At 65.8% G+C, this 18,057-nt stretch carries 17 protein-coding genes; 10 read left to right on the forward strand and 7 right to left on the reverse strand.

The genetic code is table 11. The annotated features are described in order from the left end of the window. Positions 1-75: 75 nt before the first annotated feature. The 6 genes from bcsE to AB3X95_RS00690 are packed head-to-tail and all read left to right on the forward strand — an operon-like array spanning position 76 to position 7,396. Positions 76-2,010, forward strand: a complete 1,935-nt coding sequence (bcsE, locus tag AB3X95_RS00665) for a cellulose biosynthesis protein BcsE (protein ID WP_368620432.1) — start codon at positions 76-78, stop codon at positions 2,008-2,010. Beyond that, positions 2,007-2,219, forward strand: coding sequence for a hypothetical protein (locus tag AB3X95_RS00670; RefSeq protein ID WP_176123397.1), 213 nt, complete (start codon positions 2,007-2,009; stop codon positions 2,217-2,219). Before bcsE ends, AB3X95_RS00670 begins: the two co-directional genes overlap by 4 nt. After that, positions 2,216-3,001, forward strand: coding sequence for a cellulose biosynthesis protein BcsQ (gene bcsQ, locus AB3X95_RS00675; RefSeq protein ID WP_368620433.1), 786 nt, complete (start codon positions 2,216-2,218; stop codon positions 2,999-3,001). The genes AB3X95_RS00670 and bcsQ overlap by 4 nt, the downstream gene beginning before the upstream one ends. Further along, positions 2,998-5,529 carry a UDP-forming cellulose synthase catalytic subunit gene (bcsA, locus tag AB3X95_RS00680; protein WP_368620434.1) on the forward strand — a complete coding sequence of 844 codons (2,532 nt, stop codon included), beginning with the start codon at positions 2,998-3,000 and terminating at the stop codon, positions 5,527-5,529. The genes bcsQ and bcsA overlap by 4 nt, the downstream gene beginning before the upstream one ends. Positions 5,530-5,579: 50 nt before the next feature. Continuing rightward, positions 5,580-7,151, forward strand: coding sequence for a cellulose biosynthesis protein BcsG (gene bcsG, locus AB3X95_RS00685; RefSeq protein ID WP_368620435.1), 1,572 nt, complete (start codon positions 5,580-5,582; stop codon positions 7,149-7,151). Continuing rightward, positions 7,148-7,396 carry a hypothetical protein gene (locus AB3X95_RS00690; protein WP_184225554.1) on the forward strand — a complete coding sequence of 83 codons (249 nt, stop codon included), beginning with the start codon at positions 7,148-7,150 and terminating at the stop codon, positions 7,394-7,396. Before bcsG ends, AB3X95_RS00690 begins: the two co-directional genes overlap by 4 nt. Before the next feature lie 16 nt (positions 7,397-7,412). Here AB3X95_RS00690 and AB3X95_RS00695 read toward each other — a convergent pair whose 3' ends face one another. Next, on the reverse strand, positions 7,413-8,042 hold the full coding sequence (locus AB3X95_RS00695; RefSeq protein ID WP_018432355.1) for a LysE/ArgO family amino acid transporter: 630 nt from the start codon (positions 8,040-8,042) through the stop codon (positions 7,413-7,415). A 116-nt stretch (positions 8,043-8,158) separates the two neighbouring features. Here AB3X95_RS00695 and AB3X95_RS00700 point away from each other — a divergent pair, with 116 nt between their 5' ends. Continuing rightward, complete coding sequence (locus AB3X95_RS00700) at positions 8,159-9,052, forward strand: LysR family transcriptional regulator ArgP (RefSeq protein ID WP_176109003.1); 894 nt, start codon at positions 8,159-8,161, stop codon at positions 9,050-9,052. A 37-nt stretch (positions 9,053-9,089) separates the two neighbouring features. On the opposite strand, the gene AB3X95_RS00705 is transcribed toward AB3X95_RS00700, so the two are convergent. After that, a complete protein-coding gene (locus AB3X95_RS00705) occupies positions 9,090-10,040 on the reverse strand; it encodes a LysR family transcriptional regulator (protein WP_176123392.1) in 951 nt (316 codons plus the stop codon). A gap of 117 nt (positions 10,041-10,157) precedes the next feature. Here AB3X95_RS00705 and AB3X95_RS00710 point away from each other — a divergent pair, with 117 nt between their 5' ends. Next, positions 10,158-11,330, forward strand: a complete 1,173-nt coding sequence (locus AB3X95_RS00710) for a M20 aminoacylase family protein (protein WP_368620436.1) — start codon at positions 10,158-10,160, stop codon at positions 11,328-11,330. A 57-nt stretch (positions 11,331-11,387) separates the two neighbouring features. Continuing rightward, positions 11,388-12,770 carry an MFS transporter gene (locus AB3X95_RS00715; protein ID WP_368620437.1) on the forward strand — a complete coding sequence of 461 codons (1,383 nt, stop codon included), beginning with the start codon at positions 11,388-11,390 and terminating at the stop codon, positions 12,768-12,770. A 101-nt stretch (positions 12,771-12,871) separates the two neighbouring features. Here AB3X95_RS00715 and AB3X95_RS00720 read toward each other — a convergent pair whose 3' ends face one another. Next, entirely contained in the window at positions 12,872-13,396 is a 525-nt protein-coding gene (locus AB3X95_RS00720) for a hypothetical protein (RefSeq protein ID WP_176123389.1), read from the reverse strand. A gap of 420 nt (positions 13,397-13,816) precedes the next feature. Between AB3X95_RS00720 and AB3X95_RS00725 the strand changes: the two genes are divergently transcribed. Further along, entirely contained in the window at positions 13,817-14,374 is a 558-nt protein-coding gene (locus AB3X95_RS00725; protein ID WP_176378067.1) for a glycine zipper domain-containing protein, read from the forward strand. A 256-nt stretch (positions 14,375-14,630) separates the two neighbouring features. Here the strand turns inward: AB3X95_RS00725 and AB3X95_RS00730 are convergent, their stop codons facing one another. From AB3X95_RS00730 to ctaD, 4 genes are read right to left on the reverse strand one after another with little or no spacing between them, the layout of a single operon-like run. Next, the gene (locus AB3X95_RS00730; RefSeq protein WP_013089047.1) at positions 14,631-14,972 is read right to left on the reverse strand and encodes a cytochrome C oxidase subunit IV family protein; all 342 of its coding nucleotides are present in this window, start codon (positions 14,970-14,972) and stop codon (positions 14,631-14,633) included. Positions 14,973-14,980: 8 nt separating this feature from the next. Continuing rightward, positions 14,981-15,688 carry a heme-copper oxidase subunit III family protein gene (locus tag AB3X95_RS00735; protein ID WP_176123387.1) on the reverse strand — a complete coding sequence of 236 codons (708 nt, stop codon included), beginning with the start codon at positions 15,686-15,688 and terminating at the stop codon, positions 14,981-14,983. After that, complete coding sequence (locus AB3X95_RS00740; protein ID WP_176123386.1) at positions 15,685-16,296, reverse strand: cytochrome c oxidase subunit 3; 612 nt, start codon at positions 16,294-16,296, stop codon at positions 15,685-15,687. Before AB3X95_RS00740 ends, AB3X95_RS00735 begins: the two co-directional genes overlap by 4 nt. Next, positions 16,293-18,053 carry a cytochrome c oxidase subunit I gene (gene ctaD / locus AB3X95_RS00745; protein ID WP_176108994.1) on the reverse strand — a complete coding sequence of 587 codons (1,761 nt, stop codon included), beginning with the start codon at positions 18,051-18,053 and terminating at the stop codon, positions 16,293-16,295. Before ctaD ends, AB3X95_RS00740 begins: the two co-directional genes overlap by 4 nt. Positions 18,054-18,057 lie beyond the last annotated feature (4 nt).

Below are 18,057 nucleotides of genomic sequence, written 5' to 3' on the forward strand. Positions count from 1 at the left end.
GGCGATGCAACGAGACCTGGGACAGCAGACGTGAACACCGTTTCGAATCCAACCCAAACTCCTGGGCGCACTTTCATGCGACGCTGGCTGCGCATGTTCGGCGGCACCGGTGCGCAGCGTCGCGCACGGCAGGTCGGCCGTCTCGCGATCGAGGCCTTGCCGGGCGAATGGGCCGCGCTCGAAGCGGGCAAGCTGTATGCGATCTACGCGGCGCCGCGCACGCCGGGGGGCGACACGCTGATTTGGGAAAGCGCGCGCACCGCGCTCACCCGCGACGTGACGGTCGTGCTCGCGCGTGAACGCGCGGCCGTTGCCCAGCGTTTGCGCGAGCTGGGCTTTAGCGCCAACGCGCCGGCCGCGGGCTGGCCGCGCAATCTGAACGTGCTGGCGATGCCGGCCGTCGATGATGCGCAAGAGTCGGAGCAGCAAGCCGACAGCGCCGCGACGCACGGCAAACTGTTCGGCGGTCTGCGCGCGCTGAAGCGCTTCGGTTTTCGTGCAGGCTCACTGTATTTCATCGAAGGCGCCGAACGCTGGTTCAACTGGCACGACGCCGCCGCGCTCGCGCACGAAGGCCGCATGCTCGCGAACTGGTGCGCGGCACGGCGTATCACGCTGGTGCTGCTGCTCGGCGTCGATGGAAATGGCGAAGACGATTCACTCGATACACGCGGCGCGCCGGATGGCGTCATCGATGCATCACGCCGCAACGCGTTCCATGCGGCATGCGCGGGCGTCGCACGGATGGAGCGCACGCACGGCGAGCTGCTGTGGCATGCCGACTTCTGGCGCGCGGATCGCACGCTGGTGACGGGCGAAGTCCGCTCGCTGCGCTTTACCGACAGCGGCCACCTCAGCGTCGCGCCCGATGCGCTGGCCAGCAGCGTCGTGCGCGGCGAACGCCTGCTCGCGCGCGACGAGCAGCGGGTCGTCGTGAGCCGCGCGGTGGTGCGAGGTCACGAGGCGTGGCTGCCGCCGCATTGGGAAGTGTGCGCCGATCAGGCCGCGGTGCTGAGCGCGTGCGCCCATGCGCAGGCCGCGACCGTGGTGCTCGATTACGCGGGCGGCGCGCAGCTCGATGCGTTGTGCGCGACGGTTCATGCGCTGCGCCGCCAGGCCGGGCGCGCGCTGAAGATCGTCGTCGTCGAGCGGGGCGAAGTGCTGCGCCATCAATACGAGCTGCTCGTGCTGACGCTCGGCGCGAACCTCGTGCTCGGCCGCGACCTGCCGTTCTCGCGCATGCAGTCGCTGCTGCAGTCGCTGCAGGGGCAACTCCATACGCGGCCGGTCGCCGCCGACTACCGCAGCGCATTGAGCGCCGCGTTGAGCGACGACGTGCGCGGCTATCTGCCGGCCGGCGCGTTCTGCGAGCGCGTGCGCCTCGTGCTCGCACGCAGCGGCGTGCTGCAACTGCCGCATGTGCTCGTGAAGCTGACGCTGCTGCCGCAATGCGCGCACGTCGATGCGCTGAAGCACTGTGTGCCGCGCCGCGCGGGCGACGTGCTGACCGTCGACGCGTCGCATCTGTACGTGTTCCTGTTCGCCTGCCGGCTCGCCGATGCGGACGCCGCGCTGGCGCGGATCATCGATGTGCCGGTCGAACAGCTCGCCGATTCGCTCGTGCACCTGGCGGAGCAGAGCATCGGCGCCGAACTCGACGCGCTGGACGCGGCCAACCGGCGCAACCGGATCGCCGATTACAGCGATATGTTCGCGGCGTCGATGCGTGATGGCGCGCCTTTGAGCTCACCGCTCGCCGCAGCGTCGCACGAAGCCGCGGGCGAAGCGGCGCACGTGGCCGCCGTGCAACTCGCGCAAGTGGAAGTGGCGTTGGTTCATGCGCGTGCCGAGCTCGAAGTCGATGCCGCGCCAACGTCTGCGCCAACCCGGCCTGCCGGATCAGCCGAAGCGAAGCCGCTCGCGACTGAGCGCCGCCGACCCCACCCCATGCCACCGCGTCGTCGCGCCGAACCCAGCGCGATGCCGGTGCGCGCGAGGAGCATCGAATGATCGAACTGGTTCTGATGTGTTTCGTGGCCGGCATGGTCGTCGCGCTGCCGGTGTGGATCGTCTGGCAGCGCGTTGGCGCGCGGCGCGCTCTTGCGGCCATGCGCGGCTTCGATCCGCGCGACGCGGTGCCGTGCGAGATCGAGCCGGTCGCGCTGCGCGCGCGTCTGCTGCCCGCGCTCGATACGACCCAGGACGAGGTGGCGCGATGAAAACGATCGCCGTCGTCTCGACCGCGGGCGGCACCGGCCGCACCACCTTGACCGCCGTACTCGCGGTATTGCTCGCGCGCCGTGGCCGCCAGGTCGTCGCGCTCGACTTCGATCCGCAGAACATGCTCGGCGCGCAGCTCGGCATCGATGGTCTCGCGGCGACCGGTCTGTCGCAGGCGCTGCTCGATGCGGACACCGCATGGCATGCCCACACGTGGCGCAACGCGGACGGCGTGCTGTTCGTGCCGTACGGCGCGGTGTCCACCGCGCAAAGCACGCAGTGCGACGCACGCCTCGCCGCCGAGCCGCGCTGGCTCGCCGACGCGCTCGCCCAGCTCGATCTGCCGCGCGATGGCGTCGTGCTGATCGACACCGCGCGCTATCCGTCGCAGCAGGCCGAGCACGCGCTGCGTTGCGCGGACCTCGCGCTGTGCGTGACCCCGCCCGAACCGGCCGCCTGCGCGACGCTGGTCGCGCGGCTCGCGGCGCTGCGCGATACATGCGCGCAGTTGCGCATCATCGTGAACCGGCTGAACCCCGCGCGCGACATGCAGCGCGACGTGCTGGCGATGCTCGGCGCGGCGCTCGGCGACAAGCTGCCGCTCGCGCAGCGCGTGCATCTCGATGTCGCGTTGCCCGAGTCGTTCGCGCGCGGCACGTGGCTGTTCGACGACGCCCCGCATTCGCAGGCGTCGCACGATCTGCAGGGGCTCGCGAATTGGCTCGATGCGTGGCTCACCGAGGCCGCGGCGCCGCTCGATCGGCGGGACGGCGGGTCATGAGCGAACGGGAAACGCGTTCGTTGCGTACGCGAGCGCTCGACTGGGTCGCGCGCGGCCTTGGCGTGCCCGCGACTCGCACGCCGCTCGACTGGTTCGTGCGGCTGTTCTTCCAGCCGCCCGCGCCGGGCAAATCCGATTACGCGCGCCGCTGGATGCGCGCGGCCGTGCTGCATTTCGCGCTGCAATGGGGCGTGCTCGAACCGCATCGACTGCGCGCATGGCTGTGGCGCGCGTTCGTGCGCGCGCCGCGTTCGTCGTCACGAAGTGCGGCGGCGACAGTGCGGGCGCTGGCCGCTTGGATCGACCGTTGGCTCGTGCCGCTCTGGCTGCTCGGGCGGCGCGGGCGCGAGCGCGTCGACGCGCTGCTGGCGAGCTTGCCGTGGCAGCGCTGGGGCACGCGGCTCGAAGACGCGACGCAGCGCGTCGGCCATGTTCGCTGGCTGCTGCCGTTGATGGTTGTCGCGGGTATCGGTTTGTGGGCGGTGATCGGCACGTCGCCGCTGCAGTCCGACGGTCAGTTCGAGTTCTTCGCCGTGCTCGTATTCATCGCGCTGATCGTGCGACGCTTTCCGGGCCGCATGCCGGTGCTGATCCTGACGACGCTCGCGATGCTCGCGATGGTGCGCTACGTGTGGTGGCGCGTCACCCAGACGCTGTCGTTCCAGACGCCGGGGGAGGCGATTCTCGGTTATCTGCTGTTCGGCGCGGAAGCGTATACATGGGTGATTCTGCTGCTCGGTTTCGTGCAGACCGCGTGGCCGCTGAAGCGCGCGGTCGCGGCGCTGCCCACCGACACCTCGAGCTGGCCGAGCGTCGATATCTACATCCCGACTTATAACGAGCCCCTGGCCGTCGTGCGGCCCACCGTGTTCGCCGCGCAAGGCATCGACTGGCCCGCCGACAAGCTGCGCGTCTATCTGCTCGACGATGGCCGCCGCGAGGAATTCAGAGCCTTCGCGCAGGCCTGCGGCATCGGCTATCTGACCCGCGACGACAACCGTCACGCGAAAGCCGGTAACATCAATAGCGCGCTCGCCCGCACGCAGGGCGAGTACGTCGCGATCTTCGATTGCGATCACGTGCCGACGCGCTCGTTCCTGCAAACGACGATGGGCACGTTCCTGCGCGACGCACGCTGCGCGATGGTGCAGACGCCGCATCACTTCTTTTCGCCGGACCCGTTCGAGCGCAACCTCGGCACGTTCCGCCGCGTGCCGAACGAGGGCAATCTGTTCTACGGGCTCGTGCAGTCGGGCAACGATCTGTGGAACGCGTCGTTTTTTTGCGGCTCGTGCGCGATCCTCAAACGCGATGCGCTCGAAGAAGTGGGCGGCATCGCGGTGGAGACCGTCACCGAAGACGCGCACACCGCGCTCAAGCTGCACCGGCGCGGCTACACGACTGCCTATCTGCCGACCGTGCAGGCCGCCGGTCTCGCGACCGAGAGCCTCGCGAGCCATATCCAGCAGCGCACCCGCTGGGCGCGCGGCATGGCGCAGATCTTTCGCATCGACAATCCGTTCATCGGCCGCGGGCTGGGCTTTTTCCAGCGGCTCTGCTACGGCAACGCGATGCTGCATTTCTTCTACGGCGTGCCGCGGCTCGTGTTCCTGACGATGCCGATGGCGTACCTGTTCTTCCAGATGTACTTCATCAACGCATCGGCGACGACGATCGCCGGATTCGTGCTGCCGTACATCGTGCTCGCGAACCTCGCGAACTCGCGCATGCAGGGCAAGTACCGTCACTCGTTCTGGGCCGAAGTCTACGAGTCGGTGCTCGCGTGGTACATCGTGCTGCCGACCACCATCGCGTTCTTCAGCCCGAAGCACGGCAAGTTCAACGTGACCGACAAGGGCGGGCGCATCAGCGAGGGCTACTTCGACTGGTCGACGTCGAAGCCGTATCTGGTGCTGCTCGCACTGAACAGCGGCGCGCTCGCGGCCGGCGTGTACCGGCTGATGTTCGGGCAGAGCGGCGAAACGGCGACGATTTTGATGAACGTGTTCTGGACCCTCTACAACCTCGTGATGCTCGGCGCGGCCTCGAGCGTTGCGCGCGAGGCGAAGCAGGTGCGCGTCACGCATCGCATCGCGATGCGCGCGGCGGCGACTCTGCTGCTCGCGGACGGCTCGACGCTCGCCTGCACGACCAGCGACTATTCGACCGGCGGCCTCGGTCTCGATGTCGAGCCGGGTTTGAACCTCGCGCCGGGCGACAGCCTCGGGGTGTGCCTGAGCCGCGGCGATCGCCAGTTCCATTTTCCGGTGCACGTGAGCCGCTGCGTCGGCCGGCACCTCGGCGTGCGCTTCGACGGTCTCACGCTCGAACAGCAACGGCAGCTCGTGCAATGCACGTTCGGCCGCGCCGACGCGTGGCTCGACTGGCATGAGCAAACGAGCGAGGACGCGCCGCTGCTTGGTTTGAAGGAAGTGCTCGCGATGGGCGTCGAAGGCTATTCGCGACTGTGGGGCGGGCTCGCGCGTGCCTGCGAGACACTGCTCGCGCTCGACCGCACCCGCTATTGATACAGCCTGCGCGCATCGTGGCGCGCGCAGGCCAAAGAGAGAACCTGTCGATGACTTTGTGGAACCTGTACTTCATCCTCAAGCTGTACCTGTTCGCGGGCGGCCATCTGCAGCCGCTGTGGCTCGCGAATCTCGGCTTCGCGCTCGCGCTCGTCGTGACTTCGACGCTGCGCCGGCGCGCGCTGCGCATCGTGCGCAACCTGGTCGGTCTCGCGCTCGGCGTGCCGCTGATGTACCACGAGGCGAACGTGCCGCCGTTCTCTCGTCTGACCGAGGAGTTCGGCAATCTGACCACGTTCAGCTACGGCTACTGGCTCGAACTGGCGCAGCGCTTCCTGCCGCCGATGCTGCTGCTCGCCGCGCTCGGCGCGCTCGTCGGCTATCTGATCGTGAATCGCTGGGTGCGCGTCGCGACCTTCGTGCTGATCGCGCTGGTCGCGATTCCGCTGTGGCATGAGGGCGGCGTGGTGCTCGCGCAACTGCGTGGCGCGTCGGCGAACGCAGCCGCGAATGCCGGCCCGAATGGAGCGAACAACCCGCTCGCCGCGCAGCCGCTCGACCATAACGCTGCGCTCGCCGCGTTCCGCACGCAGGAGTCGCAACGGCAGGTCAGCTTCGGCCATCTGGCCGCCGATCCGAACGCGCAGTTCGACGTGATCGTGCTGCACATCTGCTCGCTGTCGTGGGACGACCTCGATGTCGCGAAGGCGCGCAATCATCCGCTGCTGTCCCGCTTCGACTATCTGTTCACGAACTTCAGCACCGCGGCGAGCTATAGCGGGCCGGCCGCGATTCGCGTGCTGCGCGCGAGCTGCGGCCAGCAGGCGCACGCGGACCTGTACAAGAACGCGCCGCAGCAGTGCTATCTGCTCGCCGATCTCGCGCAGGCCGGCTACACGCCGCAGACGATGCTGAACCACGACGGCCACTTCGACAATTTCCTGGAACTGGTCCACGACAACGCCGGCGTGCCGAACGTGCCGCTGATTCCGAACACGAGCGTGCCGGTCGCGATGCATGCGTTCGACGGCTCGCCGATTCGCGACGACTACGAGACGCTCGCCGCGTGGTACGCGCAGCGCGCGAGCATCGCGGGGCCGGTCGCGCTGTACTACAACACGATCAGCCTGCACGACGGCAACCGGCTGCCGAATAGCAGCCTGACGAGTATCGATTCGTATCCGCTGCGCGTGAACAAGCTGATGAGCGACTTCGATCGCTTCGCCGATCTGATCGCATCGTCGGGGCGGCGCGCGGTGATCGTGTTCGTGCCCGAGCACGGCGCGGCGCTGCGCGGCGACACCAACCAGGTCGCGGGCCTGCGCGAGATTCCGACGCCGCGCATCGTGCACGGGCCGGTCGGCGTGCGCGTGGTCGGCTTCCAGGGCAATCATGGGCCGACCACGGTGATCGACGATCCGTCGAGCTTCCTCGCGCTCGCGCAGCTGCTCTCGAATCTGGTGTCGAACAGCCCGTTCAAGCCGGGTGTGAGTCTGTCGCAGTACGCGACGAATCTGCCGCAAACGCAGATGGTCGGCGAAAACGAGGGGACGGTGACGATGAAGGCCGCGTCCGGCTATGTGGTGAAGACGCCGGACGGCGTGTGGGTGGACGGCAAATGACGAACGCGCGCAATACGTCGAAAAACGCCGCGCGCGGCGGCTGGCCCGTCGACGATATCAGCGGCCTCGCGCTGCGTCTGCCGGAGGTCGAGGTGGGCCGCTATTTCGATGCTCAGGCGAAGGAAGCTTACGAGCAGTCGCTGCTGAAGTGGCCGGTGCTCGCGCGGCTGATGAACCTCGTGCCGCGCGACGAAGCCGAAGCGCGGGCCACGCAAGATGCGCGGCAAGAATCGGGCGTGGAATAAGGCCCGCGTCGAACGCTCAACGCAACTGCGTAACCGCCAGCAGCAACACCATGCTGCCGATCGCGCCATCCAGCACACGCCACGCAGTCGCGCGGCGAAACAGCGGCGCCAGCATGCGCGCGCCATAGCCGAGCGCGACGAACCACACCGCGCTGACCGTCATCGCGCCGAGCGCGAAGGCGACCCGCGCGCCTTGCGGCTCACGCGCGCCGGCCGTGCCGATCAACAGAAACGTGTCCAGATAGACGTGCGGATTGAGCCACGTGAACGCGAGCGTCATCAGGATGATCGGCAGCGCGCGTTGCGTGGGCGGGGCTTGATCGGCGGATGCGCCGCTCGAACCGTCGAGCACCGCGTGTCCCGGCCGTACCGCGCGGCGCAGCGCGCTGATGCCGAACCAGGCCAGATACGCGAGCCCGACGTAGAGCATCGCGTGCACGAAGCGCGGGTAGCGCTCCATCAGCACCGCGGCGCCGCCGACGCCTGCGCCGATCAGAATGAAATCCGATAACGTGCACAACAGCACGATCTTGCCGACGTGCGAGCGCATGATGCCCTGCCGCAGGACGAACGCATTCTGCGCGCCGATCGTCACGATCAGTGATGCGCACAGCGCCGCGCCGTGGGAGAAAGACAGCCAGTTCATAAACGGTCCGAAAAATGGAAGCAGTAGGGATAGACGGGATATTCCAGCCGCGCTAGTCTGCGTGATTGCGTCACATAAGAGAACCTAATTTACTTAATGCCGATTAAGGAACGCTAATGCTCGACTACGCCTTGCTCGATGCGCTGGCCGCCGTGGTCCGCCACGGCTCGTTCGACCGTGCTGCAAGCGAGCTGAATATCACTGCGTCCGCGGTGTCGCAGCGGGTCAAGCTGCTCGAGGAGCGCGTCGGCAGCGTGCTGGTGAAGCGCGGTCAGCCGTGCGTCGCGACGACCTCGGGCGCGCTGCTGTGCCGCCACACCGAGCGCGTGCAATTGCTCGAAGCGGAGCTGAACGGCCGCCTGCCGACACTGCCCGGCGCGCTCGTCGAGCAGTGGCCGGCGCTGCGCGTCGCCGTCAATGACGACAGCGTCGGCACCTGGTTCATCGACGCGGTCGCGCCGTTCTGCGTCGAACGCGAGATGCTGCTCGACCTCGTGATCGACGACCAGGACTACACCGCGCAGCGCATCCGCGACGGCAGCGTGCAGGGCGCGATCACGACGCAGGCCGAACCGGTGCAGGGCTGCCGCTCGACGCGCCTCGGCCGCATGCGATACCTCGCGGTGTGCTCACCGGCGTTTTTTGCGCGTTATTTCGCCGACGGCGTCACGCGCGACAGCCTGCGGCGCACACCGTGCGTCGACTTCAACCCCAAGGATCAGCTGCAAAAGCGCTTCATGCGGCGCATCACACGCGCGGAGATCGATCCGCCGCTGCACTGGATTCCGCACGTCGCCGGCTTTATGCGCGCGTGCGTGATGAGCCTCGGCTGGGGCATGTGCCCGGAGCGGATGGTCGCCGGGCATCTGCAGCGCGGCGAACTGGTCGAGGTCGCGCCGGGCAAGCATATCGACGTCGATCTGTACTGGCAGAGCTGGCGGCTGTCGATCGGCTGGCTCGACGATTTCAGCGCGATGCTCAGGAAGCGGGCCGGCGAGTTTCTCGATTGACGACCCAGCGAAGACTCATGCAGGAACGCTCCGAGCGCTACAGCATCAGTTCGATGGAATGAAACAGCCTGCGCTGTTCGGGGTTCTGCGAGCGCGCGCCTTCGTCGATCGTCTCGCGCAGGCAGTCGAGAAAGCAGGCGGCCGCCGGGCTCGTCGGCGCACCGCGCCGCGACGTGATGCTGATGATGGTTTCGTCGAGCGTTTCGCGCAGCGGCAGCGCCCACAGGTTTTCCTTCGCGCGTATCGCCTCGACGAGCGGCCACGGAAAGATGCTGACCATGTCCGTGTGCGCGAGCAGGCCTAGCACGATCGCGAGCGAATGCGCGAGCACGATCGTGTGCGGCACCCGCATGCCGCGCTTGACGAACAGATTGTTCGACATCGACTCGCGGCTCGCCGGGTCCCAGTTGAGGATCCATTCCTCGTTTTGAAGGTCGAGCAGCGTGCGGCATCCGGCCTTCGGATGGTCGCGCCGCGCGACCACCGCCGCGTGCGTCGAAAAGAGCGGCGCGTTCTGAAACTCCGACTGCGGCGACGCGGGCGGCGGCCGACCGATCGAAAAATCCAGGCTGCCGTCGCGCAGACGCGGCTGCACGACCGCGAGCAGGCCTTCGAAAAATTCCAGCTGCACGTCCGGCATCCGTTCGCGAAAACGCCGCACGGCGGGCGGCAGAAAGGTCAGCGCGACCCACGGCGTGACGCCGATCGACAGCTTGCCGGCCGCGGCTCCGCGCAATGCCTCGATCTCGGCTTGCGCGCGCTGCAACTGGCCGAGCACGAGCCGCGCATGCACGACGAGCGCGCGGCCGAACTCGGTGAACGCGACGCCGCTCGCGCTGCGCACGATCAGCGGCGCGTGCAGGTCGGCTTCGAGTTCGCGCATCGCCTTGGTCACGGCGGCCGGCGACAGCCCCAGCGAGCGGGCGGCAGCCCGGATACTTCCGGTATCCGCGATCGCGGCCAAGGTATTGAGCTGATGCAGTTTCATGCGAATCGGGAGTATGAAAGGGGGCAACCAGTGGTTGGCACCCGCAACGATTCTACGCCTGCCTCCCGAAATTCGGCGCGGCTATGCTCGGTTCACGCTGACATGGAGACAGACGGCATGAACACGATGGTCATTCCGGCGGGCATCGCCGAAATCGAACAGGAAATGGTCGCGCTGCGACACAGCATCCACGCGCATCCGGAGCTCGCCTACGAGGAGTTCGCGACCGGTGATCTGGTCGCCGAACGCCTGCGGGAGTGGGGCTATACCGTGCATCGCGGCTTGGGGCAAACGGGCGTGGTCGGTCAACTGAAGCTCGGCAACGGCACGCGCCGGCTCGGCCTGCGCGCCGACATGGACGCGCTGCCAATCCACGAAACCACCGGCCTGCCATACGCGAGCAAGCGGCCCGGCAAAATGCACGCATGCGGTCACGACGGCCACACGGCGATGCTGCTCGCCGCCGCCAGGTATCTGGCGCATGAAAAGAGTTTCGACGGCACGCTGAATCTGATCTTCCAGCCGGCCGAGGAAGGGCTCGCCGGCGCGAAGAAAATGCTCGACGACGGCCTGTTCGAGCGGTTTCCCTGCGACGCCGTGTTCGCGATGCACAACATGCCGGGCTTTCCCACTGGCAAGCTGGGCTTCATGCCGGGATCGTTCATGGCGTCGTCGGATACGGTGATCATCAAGGTGATCGGCCGCGGCGGTCATGGCGCGGTGCCGCACAAGGCGGTCGATCCGGTCGTCGTGTGCGCGCAGATCGTGCTTGCGCTGCAGTCCATCGTGTCGCGCAACATCGCGCCGCTCGATATGTCGATCATCACGGTCGGCGCGATTCACGCCGGCGAAGCGCCGAACGTGATTCCCGAAACCTCCGAGATGCGCCTGTCGGTGCGCGCGCTGCGGCCCGAGGTCCGCGACCATCTGCAACAGCGCATCACCGAGGTCGCGACCGGCCAGGCGGCCGTATTCGGCGCGCGCGCCGAGGTCGACTATCAGCGCCGCTACCCGGTGCTCGTCAACGATGCGGTCATGACCGCGCTCGCGCGCCAGGTTGCGCTCGATTGGCTCGGCGAAGACGGGCTGATTCGCGACATGCAGCCGCTGACCGGCAGCGAGGACTTCGCGTTCCTGCTCGAACGCTGCGCGGGCAGCTATCTGATCATCGGCAACGGTGACGGCGAGGGCGGCTGCATGGTCCACAACCCCGGCTACGACTTCAACGACGCATGCCTCGCGACCGGCGCGGCCTACTGGGTCAAGCTCGCGCAGACGTTCCTCGTTTGACGCGGCGGCGCGCGAGCGCGTTGCCCTGGCAGCACAAGGATAACGATGGAGACACAAATGGACTATTCCGCCACACCGCGGCCCGCGAGCGCCAACGGACTCAATGCGCTCGATGCGTCGCGCCTCGCCGATGAACCTCAAAAGCGCGTCGGCCACGCAAAGGCGATCGCCGCGATCACGCTCGGCAACGGCCTCGAGTTTTTCGATTTCACGATCTACAGCTTCTTCGCGACGATCATCGGCAAGCTGTATTTCCCGGTCGAGGGACAACTCGCGCAACTGATGCTCGCGGTCGGCACGTTCGGCGTCGGCTTCATCATGCGGCCGGTGGGCGGCATCGTGCTGGGCGGCTACGCGGACTGCGCCGGACGCAAGGCCGCAATGAGCCTGACGCTGTGGCTGATGACGCTCGGTTCGGCGATCATCGCGTTCGCGCCGACCTATGCGGCGATCGGCGTCGCGGCGCCGCTGCTCGTGATTCTCGCGCGGCTGATCCAGGGCTTTGCGCTGGGCGGCGAGGTGGGCGCATCGACGGCGCTGCTGCTCGAATACGGCAGCGATCGCACGCGCGGTTTTTACGGCAGCTGGCAGTTCGTGAGCCAGGGGATGAACACGGTGGTGGGGTCGCTGCTCGGCGTCGCGCTGGCCGCGACGCTGTCGCCGGCCGCGCTCGAAAGCTGGGGCTGGCGCGTGCCGTTCGTGATCGGCATGGCGATGGGGCCGATCGGCATCTACATCCGGCGGCATCTCGACGAGACGCTGCCGGGTATCGAAGATGGCGCGGCAGCGGCTGGTGAAATGGGTGCGCAGCCCGTGGCGCAAACTCCGTCGCTGCCGGTCCGCGACCTGTTCCGCGACCACGCACGCTCGATCACGACCGGCGTGCTGACGACGATCGGCGGCACCGCGGCGAACTACATCGTGCTGTTCTATCTGTCGACCTACGCGATCCGCATCCTGCATCTGCCGATGGCGACCGCGCTGTGGGCCACGTGGACCGGCGCGGTGGTCACGGTGATCTGCTCACCGTTCGCGGGCGCGCTGTCCGATCGGGTCGGCCGCAAGCGCGTGCTGTGGGTATCGCGCGTGTTGCTGATTTTCGCCGTCTATCCGGCGTTCATGACGATCAATGCTTCGCCGACGGTGCCGGTACTGCTCGCGGTGGTCGCGGGCCTTGCGCTGCTCGTCACGTTCACCGCGGTGCCGAACATCGTGATGCTGCCCGAGCTGTTTCCGCGCGCAATTCGCGCGACCGGCATGTCGATCGTGTACTGCCTCGGCGTGTCGATTTTCGGCGGCTTCGCGCAGTTCTTCGCGACTTGGCTGATCCAGATTTCGGGCAGCAATCTCGCGCCGGCGTGGTACCTGATCGGCTGCGGCGTCGTGTCGTTGCTGCCGCTGCCGTTCATGCGCGAGACCGCGGGCAGGGCGATCGATTGACGTGACGGGGACTGCGGTCGGCTGTAAAAAAGAGGCGTGATTATTTCGATCGCGCCTCTTTTGTCATTTGCACCGCGGTGTCAATACGAATTACGACCGTACTACGACGGGCCGCCCGCGTCCGCCCTGACCCTGTTGCGCTCCAGTCTCATGTACAGGTTCGCGACGCAGATACCGAAGACGATGTGAACGAAGAGGCTCGCGCCGTTGCGCGCTTCTGCAAACCACGGAAAAAACTGTGTCATGCCGTAGAAATTGATCAGGTAAACGACTACAGCGAAAGCGCCACCCGCCAGTGAAGCCATTCCCATGCTCGAGTCAAGCTTGAATGACGTCATGATCAGACCGAGGATTAGCGCCAATACGATGGCAAGGCCAAAATGCACCACAAAGGCCGCGAGCACGATGCCAATTGAGAATGATTGCGGCGATTGCAATGCACCTCGTCCCAGCATGATCGCGGCGACCATGCGTGGGGGCTCCAGCAGACTTCCGCCCGTCATCACTGCCATCAGGACAACTCCTAACGCCAGGAACACAGCCCCCGCGATGACGCCTGCCAGCACGGCTGCCCGCCAGTCGGGCTGGCCGTGTGTGAATTGATGGGAACCCATGTGAAGTTGCACGATTTTTCTCCCGATTGATTCGGATAATTCATTCTAGTTCTCTGTGTCGCAAGATTGATAGCGCCGCGTGACTATCGTCAGTCCGAGGAATGATCTTCGTTCTGGCGACCATGTCGCGTGCAGTCGTTTCAGCGGATCGATAATTAATCTTTTAACTCGCAGTGGAGGATCAAATGCCTTGATGTCTGCTTTCGGCAACGGCCGCAAGCGTATCCGTTCGGTGTGCGCGAAAGTGATCAACCAGAACGGCGGCAAAGGCGTAATGTTACATAGCGGACTGTTCAGAGTGGACGGAATGGAACCCGATCGCGGCACCATGGCGTAGTCCCGGTGCGTGCCACCGCGTGCACCTTTGCCTCGGCACGGGTGAGGTGGGGCGGCATAGTCTGCTACCGCTAGTCAATGATGGAAGGAGGCCACATGTCACTCATCGTCGCAGCACGCTTTACGACATTCCCCGCCGCTGAAGACGCGGTGCAACGGCTCTTCAATGCCGGTTTCGTCGAGGAGGACGTCACCCTGTTTTTCGTCAATCCGCCCGGCCAGCACGCACGTTTTCAGCCCGGCGGTGGTACCAGCACCGACGCAAACGCGAGAGAGGCGCCGAAGGGTGCCGAGATAGGCGTCACGATTGGCGCAGCGGTTGGCGCCGTGCTCGGCGTCGGGATCTTCGCGGTGTTTTCGGCACCGCTCATCGTGTCGCTGATCGCAGCCGGGGTGAGTGCGTATGTCGGTGCATTGGTCGGCGCGATGATGCGCACGCAGGAAGCCAGCGACGAAGAAATCCGTGGTTCCGGCGTGCTGGTGGCCGTACACGTGTCGCCGGACAACCAGTTGGACGCCGCACGGGTGCTGCGGGATGCGGGAGGCGCGGCGATCGAACGCGCGACCGGCAACTGGCAACAAGGGCGGTGGGCCGACTTCGATCCGCTCAAGCAGCCTGTGCCGCTCAGCGAATTCAGTGAGAAGCACGCCTGATTCGAAGGTGTTTTTCGCCGAAGTTTTCAGCGAGCGAGGAAACATGAACGGCCCGGCATTTGTCGGGCCGTTTTGTATTTGGAGCGGTGCGTTCCAGGCACCCCCCGTGCTGAATGAACCCCGCTGATGCGTGCAAGTATCCGGCGGCGGATTCCATGCTTGACGAAACCGATGGAAGTATTGAATGGTTTCGAACATTGTTTCCGTGCTGAACGACTTGATCGAAACATCTAATGTCGGACTGACTCAGCAGAGATCAATGGAAGAAGAGTTCGCGCATGCCGAAGGTGTGATGCGCTTCGGCAGCCATCAGCACCAGCAGCACCAGTAGGCACAGAGGCGGTATCAGGATCGCGTACACCAGCGCCAGCCGCTCCCACATCATGTGCATGAAAATCGACACGATCAGCCCAGCCTTGGCAATCATCAGCACGATGATCAGCGTCCAGCGCAGCAGGCCCTGCACGTGGAAGTAATCCACCATGTACGACAACGTGCTCAGTACGAACAGCAGGCCCCAGATCTTCAGGTAAATGCCGATCGGATGCTGCTGGCCGTGCGCGGCGTCGGGTCGATGGGCGAGATCGGTGTGGTCCATGGTCTGCCTCACCACAAATAGAACAGCGCAAAGATGAACACCCACACCAGGTCGACGAAGTGCCAGTACAAGCCGGCAATCTCCACGATCTGGAAGTTGCCGTGCTCGGTGAACCCCGGCTGCAGGATCTTGCGTCTTATCAGCAGCAGGTAGATCACGCCGCAACTCACGTGAAAGCCGTGGAACCCGGTGATCATGAAAAAGCACGCGCCAAACTGCGCCGCGCCCAGCGGGTTACCCCAGGGGCGGATACCTTCATGGACGATCAGCTTGGTCCATTCGAAGGCCTGCATCGACACGAAGGTCGCGCCCAGCAGCGCGGTCGCCAGCAACAGTTGGGCGGCTCGCCTGGCGTTGCGCCGGTAGCCAAAGTTGACAGCCATCGCCATGGTGCCGCTGCTGCTGATCAGGACGAACGTCATGATGGCGATCAGCAGCAAGGGCACATCCACGCCGAAGATAGTGAGCCCGAACACCTTGGAAGGGTCGGGCCACGGCACGGTGGTCGACATGCGCACCGTCATGTAGCCGATCAGGAAACTGCTGAAGATGAAGGTGTCCGACAGCAGGAAGATCCACATCATCGCCTTGCCCCACGGCACCTTGAAGGCCTGGCGGTCGGCCGACCAGTCGGTGACGATGCCGCGCCAGCCGTCAGGCCCGGCGTCGGGGGGCGGGGTGACAGCGGATTCGGTCGGGAGCGTGGGCGTGGTCATGGCGCAGCTCCATTCAGCGGCCCGCAGATGGCGGCGACGAACCCAGGGGTGATCCACCACATCGCCGCCAGCAGCACGAGCCAGACAGCCAGCAGGAAATGCCAGTAGATGGCGCACAGCGCGATGGCACGCTGGGTCCGGAACGGGTTCCCACGCTGGAGACGCGCGATCGTCACGGCCCAGGCCACCAGCCCGCCCAGCACATGCAACCCGTGCAGGCCGGTGAGCAGGTAGAGGAAGCTATTGGAAGGATTGACGGTGACAGTCTGCCCCGCCGCCGACAGCATGCGCCACGCGCTCAGTTGTCCGATCACGAACACGGCCGCGAGCACACCGCCGAACAGCAGCCACGCCGCGCGGTGCATGGTAATCCGCCGGGCGCGCTGCATGGCGATGCTTGCCAGCACCAGCGCGCCGGTGTTCCACCACAGCAGAGCCGGATGCGGGATCGGCTGCCAGTCGGGCTCGCGCATGCGCATCGCATAGGCGAGCAGCAGCAGTGAAAACAATGTCGTTGCCACCGCCATGAAGATGATCAGGCCGATGCGGCTCGCATTCGGCAAGACAGGTGGCGCGTCAGGAACGAAGGAGCGGCGCAGTGTAGTCATTCGCTTGCCTCGCCGGGTTGCAGCGTCGGGTGGGCCGGTGCCGGTTCGGGCGCCGTCTCGGGCGGCTGGTTTTGCGGGACGAAGTCTTCCGCGCGCCCCGGCGGGCTGTATTCGTACGCCCAGCGGTAGACGACGGGCTGCACGGCGCCCCAGTTGCCGTGCACGGGCGGTGTTTGCGGCGTCTGCCATTCCAGCGTGGTGGCTCGCCACGGGTTGCCGTCGGCACGTTTGCCGCGTACGAGGCTCCACACCAGGTTGTACAGGAACAGCAACTGCGCCGCCGCAACGATCAGCGCAACGATGGTGATGAACGTGTTGAGCGTCTGCGCCGAATGCGGAATGAAGCTGTAGCCCTCATACTGGTAATAACGCCGCGGCATGCCCAGGATGCCGAGATAGTGCATCGGGAAGTAGATCGCATAGGTGCCGACGAAGGTGACCCAGAAGTGCACGCGCCCGAGCGTGTCGTTGAGCATGCGGCCCGTCACCTTCGGATACCAGTGGTAGATGCCGCCAAACACCACCAGGATCGGCGACACGCCCATCACCATATGGAAGTGCGCGACCACGAAGTACGTGTTCGACAGAGGAATGTCCACGCTCACGTTGCCGAGGTAGAGCCCGGTCAGCCCGCCCAGCACGAAGGTGCTGATGAAGCCGATGGCAAACAGCATCGGCACGGTCAGGTGGATATCGCCGCGCCACAGCGTCAGCACCCAGTTGTAGACCTTGAGGGCGGTCGGCACGGCGATGATGAGCGTGGTGGTGGCAAAGAAGAAGCCGAAGTACGGATTCATGCCGGCGATGAACATGTGGTGCGCCCAGACCACGAAGCTCAGCGCACCGATGATGATGATGGCCCACACCATCATCCTGTAGCCGAAGATGTTCTTGCGCGCGTGGGTGCTGATGAGGTCGGACACGATTCCAAAGGCCGGCAGCGCGACGATGTAGACCTCCGGATGCCCGAAGAACCAGAACAGGTGCTGGAACAGCAGCGGGCTGCCGCCGGCATGCTTGAGCGTCTGCCCCATCGACACCACGGCCGGCACGAAGAAGCTGGTGCCGAGTGTCCTGTCGAGCAGCATCATCACCGCCGACACGAACAGCGCCGGAAACGCCAGCAGCGCCAGAATGGTCGCCGCGAAGATGCCCCACACCGTGAGCGGCATGCGCATGAGCGTCATGCCGCGCGTGCGCGCCTGCAGCGTGGTGGTGACGTAATTCAAGCCGCCCATCGTTGCCGCGACGATGAAGATCGCCAGCGACACCAGCATCAACACGATGCCCCATTCCACGCCCGGCGTGCCCGGCAGGATCGCCTGGGGTGGATACAGCGTCCAGCCCGCGCCGGTCGGCCCGCCTGGCACGAAGAAGCTCGACACCAGCACCAGCACGGCCAGCAGGTAGACCCAGTAGCTCAGCATGTTGAGAAACGGGAACACCATGTCGCGCGCGCCCAGCATCAGCGGGATCAGGTAGTTGCCGAAGCCGCCCAGAAACAGCGCCGTCAGCAGGTAGATCACCATGATCATCCCGTGCATCGTGACGAACTGGTAGTAGTGGTTGGCGTCGATGAAGCTGAACTTGCCCGGAAAGCCGAGCTGCAAGCGCATCAGGTTCGACAGGACAAGGCCGACGAGGCCGATGGCGATGGCCGTCAGCGAGTACTGCACGGCGATGACCTTGTGGTCCTGGCTCCAGACATACCGGGTCCAGAAGCTTTGCGGGCCGTGTTCGGGGTGCGCGTAGGTCATTGCG

Origin of the sequence: Paraburkholderia sp. BR13444 (assembly GCF_040948755.1) — a bacterium.
Classification (GTDB): domain Bacteria; phylum Pseudomonadota; class Gammaproteobacteria; order Burkholderiales; family Burkholderiaceae; genus Paraburkholderia; species Paraburkholderia youngii.